This window comes from Aeromonas sp. QDB54 (genome assembly GCF_027707385.1).
Taxonomy (GTDB): Bacteria; Pseudomonadota; Gammaproteobacteria; order Enterobacterales; family Aeromonadaceae; genus Aeromonas; species Aeromonas hydrophila.
In genome coordinates this window covers 35847-50939 of record NZ_JAPCIT010000027.1, presented here as the reverse complement: position 1 = coordinate 50939, position 15093 = coordinate 35847, and the positions used below count along the sequence as shown (strand labels likewise).

Annotated in this window: 17 protein-coding genes and 1 pseudogene; 3 read left to right on the top strand and 15 right to left on the bottom strand. The window is 55.0% G+C overall.

What is annotated here, in order from left to right; all coding sequences use genetic code 11:
* The 10 genes from PG881_RS20775 to PG881_RS20725 all read right to left on the bottom strand — a co-directional run.
* Positions 1-999 (bottom strand): ParB/RepB/Spo0J family partition protein (locus PG881_RS20775; protein WP_270802612.1); only part of this gene is annotated, 999 nt, incomplete at its 3' end.
* A complete protein-coding gene (locus tag PG881_RS20770; protein WP_011191311.1) occupies positions 996-1748 on the bottom strand; it encodes a ParA family protein in 753 nt (250 codons plus the stop codon). The genes PG881_RS20770 and PG881_RS20775, both read right to left, overlap by 4 nt.
* A 4-nt stretch (positions 1749-1752) precedes the next feature.
* Positions 1753-2064 carry a TrfB-related DNA-binding protein gene (locus tag PG881_RS20765; RefSeq protein WP_012477883.1) on the bottom strand — a complete coding sequence of 104 codons (312 nt, stop codon included), beginning with the start codon at positions 2062-2064 and terminating at the stop codon, positions 1753-1755.
* Between the two features lie 80 nt (positions 2065-2144).
* Positions 2145-3212, bottom strand: coding sequence for a DNA-binding protein (locus PG881_RS20760; protein WP_231070105.1), 1068 nt, complete (start codon positions 3210-3212; stop codon positions 2145-2147).
* Between the two features lie 129 nt (positions 3213-3341).
* On the bottom strand, positions 3342-4409 hold the full coding sequence (locus PG881_RS20755) for a phosphoribosyltransferase (protein ID WP_011191308.1): 1068 nt from the start codon (positions 4407-4409) through the stop codon (positions 3342-3344).
* Between the two features lie 346 nt (positions 4410-4755).
* The gene (locus PG881_RS20745) at positions 4756-4911 is read right to left on the bottom strand and encodes a hypothetical protein (protein WP_011191306.1); all 156 of its coding nucleotides are present in this window, start codon (positions 4909-4911) and stop codon (positions 4756-4758) included.
* A gap of 127 nt (positions 4912-5038) precedes the next feature.
* Complete coding sequence (locus tag PG881_RS20740; RefSeq protein ID WP_011191305.1) at positions 5039-5464, bottom strand: antirestriction protein; 426 nt, start codon at positions 5462-5464, stop codon at positions 5039-5041.
* 110 nt (positions 5465-5574) lie between these two features.
* Positions 5575-5853: a hypothetical protein gene (locus PG881_RS20735; protein ID WP_270802609.1), complete on the bottom strand. Its 279-nt coding sequence runs from the start codon at positions 5851-5853 to the stop codon at positions 5575-5577.
* Positions 5854-6442: 589 nt separating this feature from the next.
* A complete protein-coding gene (locus PG881_RS20730) occupies positions 6443-7822 on the bottom strand; it encodes a hypothetical protein (RefSeq protein WP_011191303.1) in 1380 nt (459 codons plus the stop codon).
* Between the two features lie 172 nt (positions 7823-7994).
* On the bottom strand, positions 7995-8291 hold the full coding sequence (locus PG881_RS20725; protein WP_012477889.1) for a HigA family addiction module antitoxin: 297 nt from the start codon (positions 8289-8291) through the stop codon (positions 7995-7997).
* Between the two features lie 617 nt (positions 8292-8908).
* Here PG881_RS20725 and PG881_RS20720 point away from each other — a divergent pair.
* Positions 8909-9478, top strand: coding sequence for a recombinase family protein (locus PG881_RS20720; RefSeq protein ID WP_011191339.1), 570 nt, complete (start codon positions 8909-8911; stop codon positions 9476-9478).
* A gap of 64 nt (positions 9479-9542) precedes the next feature.
* Here PG881_RS20720 and PG881_RS20715 read toward each other — a convergent pair whose 3' ends face one another.
* The 4 genes and pseudogenes from PG881_RS20715 to PG881_RS20700 form a co-directional block, all read right to left on the bottom strand.
* On the bottom strand, positions 9543-9938 hold the full coding sequence (locus PG881_RS20715; protein ID WP_011191338.1) for a helix-turn-helix domain-containing protein: 396 nt from the start codon (positions 9936-9938) through the stop codon (positions 9543-9545).
* On the bottom strand, positions 9931-10191 hold the full coding sequence (locus tag PG881_RS20710) for a hypothetical protein (protein WP_011191337.1): 261 nt from the start codon (positions 10189-10191) through the stop codon (positions 9931-9933). Before PG881_RS20710 ends, PG881_RS20715 begins: the two co-directional genes overlap by 8 nt.
* A 19-nt stretch (positions 10192-10210) precedes the next feature.
* Positions 10211-10462, bottom strand: a complete 252-nt coding sequence (locus PG881_RS20705; RefSeq protein ID WP_270802605.1) for a hypothetical protein — start codon at positions 10460-10462, stop codon at positions 10211-10213.
* A gap of 266 nt (positions 10463-10728) precedes the next feature.
* Positions 10729-10880 (bottom strand): annotated as a pseudogene (locus PG881_RS20700) (IS481 family transposase); the annotation flags it as partial.
* Between the two features lie 136 nt (positions 10881-11016).
* Between PG881_RS20700 and PG881_RS20695 the strand changes: the two are divergent.
* Positions 11017-12369: an IS5 family transposase gene (locus PG881_RS20695; protein ID WP_270802614.1), complete on the top strand. Its 1353-nt coding sequence runs from the start codon at positions 11017-11019 to the stop codon at positions 12367-12369.
* A gap of 111 nt (positions 12370-12480) precedes the next feature.
* Positions 12481-14010: a catalase gene (locus PG881_RS20690; protein WP_270802602.1), complete on the top strand. Its 1530-nt coding sequence runs from the start codon at positions 12481-12483 to the stop codon at positions 14008-14010.
* Between the two features lie 126 nt (positions 14011-14136).
* On the opposite strand, the gene PG881_RS20685 is transcribed toward PG881_RS20690, so the two are convergent.
* On the bottom strand, positions 14137-15036 hold the full coding sequence (locus PG881_RS20685) for a LysR family transcriptional regulator (protein WP_060784212.1): 900 nt from the start codon (positions 15034-15036) through the stop codon (positions 14137-14139).
* Between the last annotated feature and the right edge of the window lie 57 nt (positions 15037-15093).

The window sequence follows — 15093 nt, the reverse complement described above, 5'->3', positions numbered from 1 at the left end:
GTCGTCACTGTCCGGCTCCTTGTCGCCGCCTTCACCTGGCCAGCCTGCGCCGCCCTCGTCGTCACTGTCCGGCTCCTTGTCGCCGCCTTCACCTGGCCAGCCTGCGCCGCCCTCGTCGTCACTGTCCGGCTCCTTGTCGCCGCCTTCACCTGGCCAGCCTGCGCCGCCCTGGTCGTCACTGTCCGGCTCTTTGTCGCCGCCTGCACCTGGCCAGCCTGCGCCGCCCTGGTCGTCACTGTCCGGCTCCGTGCTCGGGTTCTTCAGGTCATTACAGAAGCGGCGAACGTCTGCCGTTGTCAGTTCGTCCCCATCCTCGGCAACCATGCTTTCGATGCAATAGGTTTCCACCTCGTCGGGGTAGTTCTTGAATGAACGATGCAGGATAGCCAAGGCTTGAACGGACACGCATCGGCCCGAGTCGTACAGCTCACGAATGCAATCCGGCAACTCGAAAAAGCTGATATGGTCAGACACGAACGAAGCGGGCTTACCCAGCTTTCCGGCAATCTCTGATTTCTTGTCTCCGTTGTCGATTTGACGCTGGATGAAGTGGGCCATTTCGAGGGCCGTCAGCCCCTCCCGTTGAATGTTATCGACGGCGTTATCGTACTCGTCGGCGTCAGAGTCGATAAACGCCGGGACGGTATCAAGGCCCGCTTCCTGTGCGGCCAGGTAACGCCGATAACCGGCGTTAATCATAAACTCGCCTTCAAGCTCCGGGTGAGGCTTCAGGCTAAGGGGGTTTTTCACCCCCCGTTGTTTGCCTGTTACCTTACTGACCGCCTTCATAGAGTCGGCCAGTTCGGTGATTTTTGCCGGGTCTACTCGCTGGCGACTGTTGTTAGGGTCTGGATGGATTTTGCTGATCGGTACTTCACGAATCAGCAGGTTGTTATTCTCTGGTTCCGCCGCCTCTACTGGCGCGGCACCAGGCCCGCCCATCAGGTCGGACAGGTTGAACGAATCCAGCCCGCTGAGGTCTGCCCCTTTACCACTCATTCAGCCACCCCCATTTTTTCAAAGATAATGCTAAAGGCTTCCTGGAACTCTTTAGCTGCCTCCCGTGCTGCGGTTTTCTTCAGATGCCAGACCGGCTTACCTTCAGAAAGCGCCTCGGGAATAGATGAACGGATGCCAATCTTGGCGGCAATCAGCAGGTGAGCATATTTGCTCAACAGTTGCTTGAGCGTTTCCCGTTGGGCTTCGCTGCGAGGATTGAAGCGGTTGGGGAGCATACCCAGGAAATTAAGATCCGGGTTCCACTTGTTCTTTACCCCGAAGACGGTTTTTAGCATCTTCTCGATCCCGTCGATTGAGTATTCTTCCAGCTCGATAGGGGAAAGCACGTAGTTGGCCACAATCAGGGCGGCAGTCATGCGAAGGCCCAAAGTCGGCGGGGTGTCGATGATGCAAAAATCAAACTCGCTGGCCAGCGTGGCCACCTGCTTTTTAAAGTTGGCTAGGACGGCAGGATCAGCCCGTTCCATATCAGCCATCAGGGGATCGGCCTCGATTAGGGTAATAGCGTCTCCCGCCGCCAGACTGAAAGGCTCGACGCCAAAAAGAGCACTAGCGGCCAATGCTACAGGGCTCCCGGATACGGTAAGGGTCTTCGTCGCGTTCGCTTGCGGATCAAGGTCAACAAAGACGACACGCATACCCTTTTCGCGCAACGCCATAGCCAGATGAACCGCTGTAGTGGACTTGCCAACGCCACCTTTTTGATTCGATACAGTAACAATTTTCATATGCTCAACCCTTTGGTTTATTAGCCTGTTTATATGCCTCATCCTCGATGGCCTTAACTATTGGGGCCATATCGACCGGCACACATACCGAAACACGTACCCAGCCCGCCGGAGGGGTGCCGTGCTTTTCGTGCGCTTGGCGCACCTTCCTAACCAAAGCCGCTACCGCCGAACGGCTTAGGCCGGACTCTTTCACTAAATCAACCTGCCGCCGCCCCTGCACCAGGATTGCCCTGGCGATCTCAACATTCTTGGCAGCCAAGCGGCGGGGAAGGTGTTTTAGTGCTGATTCAAATTCCTCGTTGGTCAGCGCCATGACCTTCACCCTATCACAGGCGGCCATTTTGGCCGCCGTTTAAAGATAACACTTTATCTGTTTACGTCAATAGATATGGGTTACTCTTTGGTGTCGGCTGCGTCTTTTTTCTGTTGGCGTTTCGCTGCTGGCTTAGTCAACTTGTCGATCTCCTGGTTGGCTGCCTTCAGGCTTGCGGTGAGCGTGGCCCGTTCTTCCTTCAGCGCCTCGATGCTGCCCTGGTTGTCCTGGTTGGCCTTGGCCAGCTTGCCGATCTCCTGGTTGGCTGCCTTCAGGCTTGCGGTGAGCGTGGCCCGTTCTTCCTTCAGCGCCTCGATGCTGCCCTGATTGTCCTGGTTGGCCTTGGCCAGCTTGTCGATCTCCTGGTTGGCCGCCTTCAGGTTCGCGGTGAGCGTGGCCCGTTCTTCCTTCAGCGCCTCGATGCTGCCCTGGTTGTCCTGGTTGGCCTTGGCCAGCTTGTCGATCTCCTGGTTGGCTGCCTTCAGGTTCGCGGTGAGCGTGGCCCGTTCTTCCTTCAGCGCCTCGATGCTGCCCTGGTTGTCCTGGTTGGCTTTGGCCAGCTTGTCGATCTCCTGGTTGGCCGCCTTCAGGTTCGCGGTGAGCGTGGCATTATCAGAGGTAAACGACTCGATAGACTGGCGACAAACGGCGAGTTCCTGAGTCAGCCGCTCAACCTCTGAAGCCAAGCCGATTGCCTTCTGCTCGATAGTGATCTTTTCAGAGAGGGCGGCCCGAGTCTCGGCCTCCTTTTCGCTCACAGCAACACGACAGCGATCTAGTTCACTTTCCAGGCGGGCCACTTCGTCCAGGGCTTCATCACGCTCCTGATCTGCCATAGCCACATGCTCGGCGGCATGAGCTTTAACCGCTTCAATATCAGCAGCAGCCAATTTACTAGCCACCTGCCACAACTCGGCAGCCACACGATCAAACCCGGCTTTCAGCTCCCCCGGCAGCTCAATTACAACAATGTCCGATTGCTCTTGAGAGGCCCGCCACTCACGCATAACCGGCGAGATATGAGACAAAGAGCCGCCGCCCATGCGCTCGCGCACCTGCTCATTTGTTGGCTTTGCTACCCCTTCAGATCGAAGTGATTCAGCAGCTCGGACGATCTTTTCTTTCATTTCAGGCTTAATCATGGTCATGGCTTCGGCTCCCTGTATTGTATGTATTGTATTTTAATACAATACATACAATACATACAATACAACGGAGTGAAAAACGAACAAAAAAAACCCGGCGCAATGGCCGGGGTCGGTGACAGGGTAGCGGCTTCACCGCTCTAGATCGTCTTCATGGTTCCGGGGCTTGGGCTCTACAGCCTCGGCAATCTTCGGGGTTGGGTTATCCTTCCCGAGGGCCAGGTTATCAGCGAGTCGCGCCCTTACTGAGTCAACGAATCGCCCCCGTTCTGCATCGTCTTGAATTTTTACCTGGGCGAACTTATCCGCGACAGCGTACACGCTTGCGGCATCCTGGATCGCCTTATCGCCGGGATACTTCTTCAGAAGCTCTTGGTTTGATAGCTGCCTGAAGTCTTCGGCCTTCGCCTGTTCTGGCGTTAACTCTTGCTTTCCTGGGCGTTCAGGCGCTTCAGCTCCGCTTTTGCCCATTCCCCAGCCTGCCGCATCTCTTGCCGCAGTGATTCGATCTCTGATGGCGTCAACTGATAATGCTTTTCTGAGGTGTCCGGCTTCGCCTTGGGTGAGTTGTTCGATTCCATAGCCAAATGTAGACCTCCAATATTCATCCATTGCCTTGCCGTGCTTCTGCTCAATTGCTGCCAACATTTGAGGCTTAACAGGCATATCAACCGATCCGGGGTGAGCGGTCATTACAGCGGCCCCTAAGACCTTGCCGCCTCTGTTCTCAATGTAGCCCCTCAAGCTGGCCAGGGTGCCGCCCATCGCCAGCGTATCATCGACAATCAGATAAGGCTGGTCACGCTCGACCTCCCCGACAAAAGCCGGGTTAATGGCCAGCCGATGATCAGCATTTGAGTTTGTACGACCGACCTTTTCCGCTTGGACAATGCTGTATTCAACCTCAAGCCCTAGACGGTCAGCGAGCACATGCGCGGCCATTAACGGGATCTTGTTGTTTCCCCCTGACTCAACAGCCAGGACAGGCACAACCTTGGGTTTCTGGTCGCCTATCATGGCCTTCACTGAATCGACCGTCTCCGGTTTCATCAAACGCCTGGCAATGGCCAAGGCGGCGGCAGGGTCGCCATGTTTGGCGGCTTCGTATTCAGGTTCTTTAGAGAGATCCTTTAGATCGCCGTTCCTCACTACTGCCGGGAAGTCTCCCCAGGGAGCACGTTCGGCCTTATGTTCGGTCATGGTTTCAATCCCGGTCAGCGTCCCATATAGCCCCGAAACCTGCCAGGTGGGCCAAGATAGACCAAGCACCATAAGCAATAGGGCTAGGGTTGGTTTTGCTCACCCAACGTCTGAAGGTTCGGGTTCCCTTTCCGCTGCCCCTCTCACCAGGCAAACCAACTAGATCAGCAACATCAACACCACTGAGCGGCTTACTAAGCCCTTTTCGTTGCCTAATCAGCTCCAACACCTCTTTGATTTCATCGACTGTTGGAGCCTGCCAATCTTCAGCAAACGGCCTAAGCGTTTCAGGTCTAATCATGCAATAAATCCTCAAATAGCCCCGGACAATGCCGGGGCTTTTTCATCAATGGGAAACGGTCGCGGCGGCCTCCCGATACGCCTTCAGTTCAACCAAGAGCAAGCCAAGCTCCCGCATCTTCATGCGTGGCATATGAACGGGGCGGCGGGCCGTCAGAGCGTCGCCAATGTGTTTTGCAAGTGATACAATATCCGTATTCATCGCGTTTATCCTCAAATTGACCGGTGAAAGCCCCTGTGATTGGTTGCAGCCATACCAGGGGCACCATTTCTTTTTCTACCTATGCACCTCCTTTAAGAGCCCCGGCCATCACCGGGGCTTTCTGTTGCTAGTCTATTGCGGCCAAGATGGCCTCTTTTTCGTCATGCTCACAAGCCCAATCCCGCAAGCTGTGATACAGCCTTGAAAACCGCTCCTGGTCAGCGCCTTCCGTGTGAAATGACAGATGGCTATAGAGGTAGAGGCAAGCGGTAATCCCGGCAGCATCGGCGCTCATTTGGCCACTAAAGTAGTTCATAGCCTCGATGTTCAGCATTTCATCACGACGCCCAGGAGCCATATAAAAGCCGCCGTTCGACAGCTCCCACATAAGCCAATAAGCCCCGCGATACTCGCGGCAGAGCCCTTTCATTTGCTGGTAAAGCATCGACTCGAACACCACATAGAAGCGGCCTACATGGCGAGGCATTGCAGCCATACGGCGAGGGGTGGCGACCAGGGAGCAGATCAGGGGATTAAGTTCTGTTTGCATCATCGGAGTTCTCCGGTATTGACCGTGGCGGGTGCCCGGCCTTCTGAGATAAATAATAGGCCATTTTGGCCTATTGTGTCAAGCGGGTACAATAAAAAATAGGCCAAATCGGCCTACTTTTTTTCGCTCCAACTGAGCCACATTTTATTCAGCTCCAGGCTGCGGGCTGGCCAATCTGGCAGATTCACCGCATGGGCGCGGTAGTTGATCCGAGTATTCAGAGTGCAACGGGGAAAGGGGTTGGCCACCTTGCAGTAACGATAAAACAGACCGACGAGACGAGCACCGTAACGATCACGCTCCCAGGTCAAAACGTTGTGCATATGCTCGCGGCGTTCGCGTATCCATTCTCGATAGAGTTGGTGAAAGGTGCGGTTAGCTGTGTAGATCATCGGAGTTCTCCGGTATTGACCGTGGCGGGTGCCCGGTCTTCTTGATTAAGATTATAGGCCAAAATGGCCTACCTTGGCAATAAAAAGCGCGCTCTACGTTAAAAAAATCACGTAGTCACGGGGGATTGCTGCCAAGATTTCGCATAGCGTCGCCTGATTTCGTACGTACGAAATGGGCCACCTGGTCGAGCTGCTGCCGGTGCCTGGTAAGTTGGCCACCTGGTTGATTTCCTTCTGGCGTCCAGATCTGAACTTGGCCACCTGGTCGAGCTGCTGCCGGTGCCTGGTAAGTTGGCCACCTGGTTGATTTCCTTCTGGCGTCCAGATCTGAACTTGGCCACCTGGTCGAGCTGCTGCCGGTGCCTGGTAAGTTGGCCACCTGGTTGATTTCCTTCTGGCGTCCAGATCTGAACTTGGCTACCTGGTCGAACTGCTGCCGGTGCCTGGCAAGTTGATCTAAAGGTGGAAGATTAAGCGGGTAGTGATAGACTGAGATCCAGCATGGCTATACGCCTGCTAACCCCTCAAAAGAAAGCAGCCTCTAGGGCTGCCATCAGTTACAAAATCTCACTCACTTTGAAATAGCCATCTAAACGGCTTTACACCTAGCCGCCTGTAGAGCTGGGGCTGAGGCTTCGCCATTAGTAATAGGGGAGGGACTTGTCTCACTGTTTTGTTGAGGTGAAGGCTTGCCCAGGCGATACCATTTAGCCCGGCTCATGCCCATAGCTTCCCAGGGCTTTTGCCTGCTCAATGAGTTGGCTTCATAGGCTTCACGCTCAAGCTGGCCAGCGGCGCGGCGACGTTCTTCATCACGCAGTCTATCGCGCTCTCTGCGGCGCTTCTGAGCCTCGTCAGTGCTGATAATCGTCTTCAGTTGCTCTTGTTCTTGCTGTGAGATCTGGAATAGGTTGATCAGCGTGTCGTTTTTGGGCGTGTATAGCGGTGCAAACGACTTTCCGCCGAACTCGACACGTTCCCCAGCCTCATAGGATTTCGCCTTGCTGTAGAGCGTCATAAGCTCTTTGGAGCGGTAAGACCAACGAGTATCCAGCTCGGAGGAAAGAGCGGCGGCCTCATGGTACATCTGGGCGCTGTTTGTCGCCCCAGAGAGAAGGAGAAAGTTAAGACGCCAGAAAAGATGCCTCATTCGCTCGCCTTCGTTGATTCCGCCTCTGAGCTGGCCCAACTTGCGTAGGTCTTCCAGTCTGTCCCAGGCCAGTTGACGACCGCTGAAGGTGCGCAGGTTCCCGACCTTGCCACCATTAACGACCGTCAGCCTGGCTTGCTGCCGTTCCGCCTTTTGCTTCTCGATGTCCCAGCGAGCCACCGGCAACAGCATTTCAGCCAGATACTCGAAGTTGTAGCGAATGGGTAAGCCCCCTTCTTCCAGTACGTGAACCACACGGCACACGGCCCCGCTCTTTGAATTCACGGTATTGACCAGGCGAAGCACTCGGCTTGCATCCTTTGCCCCTGGATCAGCGCCCAACTCGGCCAGCTTGTTGATTAGATGGGTTTGGCAAGCATTCCAGCGGGGCAGGGCTTGGCGAGGTACTGGCCTTTCCAGTAGCCATTTAGCCTGAATGCCACGCCCTGAATAGACCATGATGGATGGCTGCGGTATGCCTTCAGACTGGCAAAAGTACGTGATGGCCGCCGCCAGTTCTTCAGGCTTGCGACCTTGAGCCCAGGGCATCTTGTAGGTATCGAGATCAGCGAATAACAAACCAATCCGAAGGAGGTTCACGACTCGCCTGTTTGGCCGCATAAACTCGGCCTGTGATAGCCAGGTATCAAGACGATGATCAACAGCATTAAGGACTGTTGGCATCTGCTCAAGAGGGAAAGAGGATTGACGTTTGCCGGTTGGCCATTGCACCAGGAGCGAGAAAAAGCCCCTTGCGCTTGTGTCGTGATATGTTTCTGCCTCGTTCTGACCGAACAAGGACAACTGAGCTTGCGCCATTATTGATGCACCCCTAACTTGCCAAGGGGTACACTCCCGCTATAATAGGAGGTGCAACCCTTAGCCTTATCCAGGCTCCGGCACCTCGGTTGCCGCCAAGCTCACCGAAAGTGCCACCAAATTTAGACCCCGGTAAACCGCCCGCCAAGTTGGTTTCCGGGGTTTTCCCTTTCTATGCCGCTAACGGCCTCACCTGTCCTAGACGACTACGCAACGCCTCGTCATTCTCTGCGTCCCATAGATCCACGGCACTTTGCAGCCCTAGCCAGTATTCCGGCTCTGTTCGTGTAGCTGCTGCCAGGATAAACGCGCTATCGACTGTAACAGGCACTCGCCCGCGACATAGCTGATTAACGTGCTTTCTTGTCCATCCGGTATGGGTGGCCAAGTCTGTTTGAGTGATTCCGTACGGGGCCAAGAATTCCCTTTCAAGTATCTGGCCAGGTGTGGCCGGTCGTGATTGGTTCATGTAATAAGCCCTCATCAGAATGATGTGTTTTGAAGTGTAACCTAGTTGGTAAACTTCAACAATAGATCAGGCCCGCCCTGTAATAGGGGAGGGACTTGTCTCACAACATCGAGGCGATCACCTGGTTGAGCTGCTGCCGGTGCCTGGTGAGTTGGCCACCTGGTCGAGCTGCCGCCTGTAATAGGGGAGGGACTTGTCTCACCGCATCGAGGCGATCACCTGGTTGAGCTGCTGCCGGTGCCTGGTGCGTTGGCCACCTGGTCGAGCTGCCGCCTGTAATAGGGGAGGGACTTGTCTCACCGCATCGAGGCGATCACCTGGTTGAGCTGCTGCCGGTGCCTGGTGCGTTGGCCACCTGGTTGATTTCCTTCTGGCGTCCAGATCTGAACTTAGCAACAGCCATCACCAACACAACATCTTGTGCGCCGGCAGCTGATCGCGGCCACCATATCTAGTGTTTCGATTTTGGATTGCGCAATCCAAAATAGGCGTAAAAATAACGATGGTTTTCTTTACATGATTGGATTTGCTGGCCACCTCCCCGATCCTGCCGCTTTTCACGTAAAATAACCCGTCAAAATATCAAGGAAAGAAAAGGCGCGTTTTTTGGAGGTTACATGCTGATAGGTTACGCCAGGGTATCAAGGGACAAGCAAGAAACGGCGCTGCAACTGGACGCCCTGGACAAGGCCGGGTGTCAGCGCGTTTACGTTGAGAAGCTATCAGGGGCCAGCACAGAACGCCCAGAGCTTGAACGGTGCCTAGATACCTTGAGGGAAGGGGATACGTTGATTGTGTGGCACTTAGACCGACTGGGAAGGAGCATCAAAGACCTGATCGAGATAGTCAGCTCGTTGAAGCGCCAGGGGATCGGGTTCCGCTCCCTAACCCAATCAGACATAGACACCACAACGGCGAACGGGGCTCTAGTGTTCCATGTGTTTGCGGCCTTGGCTGAATACGAACGCGCACGACTGCAAGAGCGCACACGGGCCGGGTTGGAGGCAGCAAGGGCAAGAGGGCGACGCGGTGGGCGACCCTTGGCCATGTCAGATGAAGACGCCAGGAAGGCAAGGGCCATGCTGTCGGATGTAGAGATAACGAAAGCTGAAGTTGCAAAACACTTTGGTGTGTCTAGGCCGACTTTAAACGCAGCATTGGCGAGATTGTCGCCATCTGATACCTAGCTGCAAGCCGCATCATAGCTCACTTCTCGCACTGCCATTTAACATAAAAAAGCAGGTTGCGCAGTCAATCGCGGGGGGTGCTTTGGCCATGTGAAAAGGTGCCATCAGCATTAAACCTGATCCCCATCACCTCAAAAGCGGCCAATATTTTATTAGCCGTCTCTCTCCTGATATTGGCCTTCCCTAATTCAAATTCCCTTAGAGCTGTTTTGCTTACTTTGGATAACGAGCAGAAATCATCCCTGGTCATTTTTAGAAATTCCCTGGCATGGCGGCATTGTAGATTTGTAAAGTCGTGAGAGGGGCTATTATAGCCTTGCCGATTTAGCTTTATTCCTATGTCGGTAGTCCAACTAACGGCGGTGGGATATGAAATTCCTAACCTACTTGCTAATTTATGTAATGTACCTTCTTCCTGGTAAGCCTTAATTATTTCTTCATCGGTAATATAATTAGTCATTTTTTAACGCCAGCCACTCTTTAATTTCCTGACCATCAAAAAAGAAATGACCGCCCCCACTAACAGAGTGGATCTTGGGCGGCAATTTCCCATTGATCATTTTTCCACTAAGCACGGCCAATCTAAGATCTGAAATCCTGATTTGCATTAGCCTGGCCGTATCTTCCAAACCCAATAATTGCTCCCAATAATCGCCAGATGCCCTAGAACGCCTTCCAATCTCTGACAATGCCTTTCCATCAATGGAACCCATTAAGCAACCTCCCTGGTAATTAAAGAGTGTTTACCATGTCAGCCGGTGACAATAGGCCGAGCAGCAGATCATAAGCCCAAGCCAACAAAGCGGCGGTGACTCCCATCATCACGAACCCCGGCAGCATTGAATAATCTTCATACAATAGCCAGGTCAGAAGGGAGCCAACAAGAGCCAATCCTGATATGATGCTGAACACCAGCTTAACCGGGAAGCGTAACCACAGGAGCACAGCAAACAACAGGTAACGGAGTATCTGAAGCGCCCCCATTACGGCCACTTTAGCCGCCCAAGCGGCCTTAGATGCTGGGTTTTCATCATCATTTGCTGATGTAGTGATGCCGGGTCGGATAGGAATAACCTTATCTGCCTCACCGCTAATTGAATGAATCCTATCATTTTTTTTGGGGTCGTCTCAGAAAACGGGAAAAATAGCACGCTAAGGCGCGCGACGGCTTTTACCTAGCAGCAGTGCAAGTCTGCACCTGCGAGGCATGACATGCAGGAGGGCGCTATCGACCCTAAGCAGTCATGCGACCCTATAGGCCGACCTGTGATCGGGGTCCGTTTCTTCCACCTCACTATCGTTTTCAGGTTGATTTCATGGCGCGCAGAAAGCGTTGACTATTTTGTATTGATCGACGGACAACCTTTGTCGTTGTGGCACTTCCGTGCAGAATCTGGCCCATAGTGCTTCCTTCTATTCAGTCGGCCCTGAAAAACACCTAAGTGTTTGATCTGAATGACATTTTCAGCAAATTTGTGGTGCAATATTTGCAAGGAAACATATTCCTGAACTTCACCTTCTTGCAAATTGCGCCGCCCATGAAGCCCCATCGCCGCATGCCACAGACAGCCGAGATGTTCCGTCCTCGTCTGGATGAGCAACTCAACATGCAGCACCCACTGATCCGCTTGGCTGGGTTGATGGACTGGGAATTGATCGAGCACCACTTCGCCGGTCACTTCACGTCAGGCCGTGGTCGGCCCGCCTTGTCCCCCCGCTTGGTGGCCGGCCTGCTGTACCTGCAGCATGCCAACGATGCCTCCGACGAGATGGTGGTCAACACGTGGCTGGAGAACCCGTACTGGCAGTTCTTCACCGGCGAGACCTACCTGCAAACCGAGTTGCCCATCGATCCGTCGAGCCTGACGCGCTGGCGCCAGCGCATTGGAGAAGAAGGCGTGGAGTTGCTGCTGGCTGTGACCATCGAGGCAGCCCGCACCGCAGGTCTGATCAAGCGCGCCAGCCTGGACAAGGTGATCGTGGACACCACGGTGATGCCCAAGGCGATTGCCCACCCCACAGACAGCCGCTTGCTGGAGCGCAGCCGCCAGCACATGGTCAAGTTCGCGCAAGACCATGGCCTGAGCCTGCGCCAGAACTACAACCGCGAGGCGCCTCGGTTTGCCACGCAGGTGGGCCGCTACGCCCATGCCAAGCAGTACAAGCGCATGCGCGCTGCGATCAAGACGTTGCGTACGCGGGTGGGCCGCGTTCAGCGGGACGTGCAGCGCCAGTTGACCAAGCTGCCTGAGCCATTGCAGGCCAAGGGAGCGGATCTGCTGCAACGAGTGGGGCGGATCCTCACACAAAAGACCAAGGACAAGAACAAGCTGTACGCCCTGCATGCGCCCGAAGTCGAATGCATCTCCAAAGGCAAAGCCCGCAACCCTTACGAGTTCGGCGTGAAGGTCACGGTTGCCACCACGCTCAAAGAAGGATTGGTGGTCGGCATGCGCTCCATGCCAGGCAACCCCTACGACGGGCACACGCTGGATGAGACCATCGAGCAGGTAGGCATCCTGGCTGATCAGCGGCCACGCACAGTGATGGTGGACAAGGGCTACAAGGGTGCCGAGGTCGATGGCGTGCAGATTCTCAGATCAGGCCAAAGACGAGGCGTGACGCGCACGATGAAGGCGATGATCAAACGACGCAGCGCGATTGAGCCGACCATCGGACACATGAAGAGCGACGGCAGACTTGACCGCAATCCACTGAAAGGTGCACTGGGTGATGCGCTGCATGCTATGCTGTGCGGCGCCGGTCACAACATCCGCCTGCTGCTGAGCCTGCTGAGGCTTTTTGCTGCCTATTTGCGCTCGGTTGCCTTGGCGTGGATGGGCCGATTCGTCGGTGGCCGGGCGCCTCAGTCCGCATTGGTTGCGGGGTAAGGCAATTGTTCAGGGCCGACTATTCAAGGTAAAATATTGCACCATCAAAACTTGCGATCAAACACCTAGTCTATAGTTGTTGATGGCCCCACAACCAATTAGGAGAAATTCATGAGCGACGACACCAAAAAGTGCCCCGTAACCCACATGACTACTGACTTCGGCGCCCCCGTGGTCACTAACCGCGACAGCCTCACTGCAGGTCCTCGCGGCCCCTTATTGGCTCAGGATGTCTGGCTGAATGAAAAGCTGGCCGGTTTTGTGCGCGAGGTCATCCCAGAGCGCCGCATGCACGCCAAGGGATCGGGTGCCTTCGGCACATTCACGGTCACGCACGACATCACCAAGTACACCCGCGCTAAGATTTTCAGCGAGGTAGGAAAGAAGACGGAGATGTTTGCCCGCTTCACTACGGTAGCTGGGGAGCGCGGTGCGGCCGATGCCGAGCGCGATATCCGTGGTTTTGCTCTGAAGTTCTATACCGAAGAGGGAAACTGGGACATGGTGGGCAATAACACTCCGGTGTTCTTCATCCGCGATCCTCGCCAGTTCCCTGATCTGAATAAGGCCGTCAAACGCGACCCTCGCACAAACTTGCGCAGCGCCACCAACAATTGGGATTACTGGACGCTTCTGCCCGAAGCTCTGCACCAAGTCACTGTCGTCATGAGCGATCGCGGCATCCCTGCCAGCTACCGTCATATGCACGGTTACAGCTCGCACACCTACAGCCTCTGGAACCAGGCCGGCGAGCGTTTCTGGGTCAAGATGCATTTCCGGACCCAGCAGGGCATCAAGAACCTTACCGATGCAGAGGCCGGCGAATTGGTCGCCCAGGATCGTGAAAGCCATCAGCGCGATCTGTATGAAGCCATCGAACGTGGCGAATATCCCAAGTGGACGATGTTTATTCAGGTCATGCCAGAGGCTGATGCGGAGAAGTACGCCTTGCATCCGTTCGATCTGACCAAGGTCTGGTACAAGGGCGACTATCCGCTCATCGAAGTTGGTGAGTTCGAGCTGAACAAAAACTCCGAGAACTTTTTCGCCGACGTTGAACAGGTGGCCTTTTCCCCTAGCAATCTGGTACCTGGTATCGGTGTCAGTCCGGACCGTATGCTGCAAGCACGCCTTTTCAACTACGCCGATGCTCAGCGCTATCGACTGGGCGTAAATTACCACCAGATCCCTGTCAATCAGGCTCGCTGCCCAGTGCACAGCAACCACCGCGATGGTCAGGGGCGGGTCGATGGCAACTATGGTGCTTTGCCGCACTACGAACCCAACAGCTTTGGCCAATGGCAGGGCCAGCCGCAGTTCTCGGAGCCGCCGCTCAAGCTCACCGGCAATGCAGCCCACTGGAGCTACGACAAAGATGACCACAACTACTTCGAGCAACCTGGCAAGTTGTTCCGTCTAATGAACGACGGTCAGAAGGAAGCGCTTTTTGGCAACACCGGCAGAGCCATGGGCGACGCTCCAGAGTTCATCAAGTTCCGTCACATCCGCAATTGCCACGCCGCAGACCCTGCATACGGTGCAGGCGTAGCCAAGGCCCTGGGCATCAACCTTGAAAAGGCACTGGCCTCAAAAAAGGATGACCCTATGTACGGAAACCCACTGGTCGCCCTGCCTGCGTAGTAAAAGCGCCGGAAGTATGAAAAAGAGCCTTGGTAGACGCCAAGGCTCTTTTCTCACACCGTCAACTAAGTCAGGTTCTTCAGTCATTGGCAAGCAACCTCATCTGGTCAGATCGATGTCGACTTGCTAGGGAGTCACGTAGTCTTGTAGCCCCTTCAACAGTGCATCAAATGTCACCTTGCAGCTCGGGTTATTGCGCAGATCTTCGTGCATGGTGAGCCAGGTCTCCAGGCTCAGCGGAATGCTGCCAGGCAATATGTTCACCAGATTCAGGTCGCGCGCCGCTATATGCATTTGGCACACGCCAATACCGCAGCCAGCTCGGATCAGCGCAATCTGTGCCATGTCGTTGTCGGTACGCACCGCAAAGTTTTCGCGGTTCCAGATTGGGAATGCCTTGCGTGCGGCACGCACGAACGGCGTCTCTTCATCAAAGCCAATCAGCGCGTGCTGAGCCAGATCAGCCAGAGAGCTGGGAGTCCCGTGCTTGTCCAGATAGCGTTTGTGCGCATGAAAGCCAAGTGGCATCACTCCAACGCATCGGGCAATTAGTTGCTCCTGTCTGGGCTGTGTCATGCGCACGGCGATGTCGGCTTCGCGCTGCAGGAGGTCCTGCACCCTGTTGGTCAGCACCAGTTCTACCGTCAGGTCCGGGTGTGTGTCCTGCAGTTTCGCCAGGATAGGTGGTAATACCTCTTGCCCTATCACCTCGCTGGCCGTAACTCGCACTGTGCCTTGGATACCTGAGCCTTGGCTTTCGGCCGCGCGCTTCAGCGCAGCGGCAGCGCTGTACATGGTCAGGGCAAACGGCTGCAGCGCTAGCGCCGCCTCGGTGGGTAGTAGCCCCGTTTGCGAACGGGTAAACAGCGTCACGCCCAATGCTGTTTCCAGTGCGTCGACATGCCGCCCCACGGTGGGCTGGGCAATTCCCATGGAGCGCGCTGCACCGGACAGCGAGCCCTCTTCCAGTACGCCCAAAAAGGTGCGATACAGCTCCCAGCCAATATCGGTGTTGTTGATGGTCATACGAAAATGTATGGCGACTATCACATCTTGGTCAATTGCTTAATAGCAGTGCCCGCT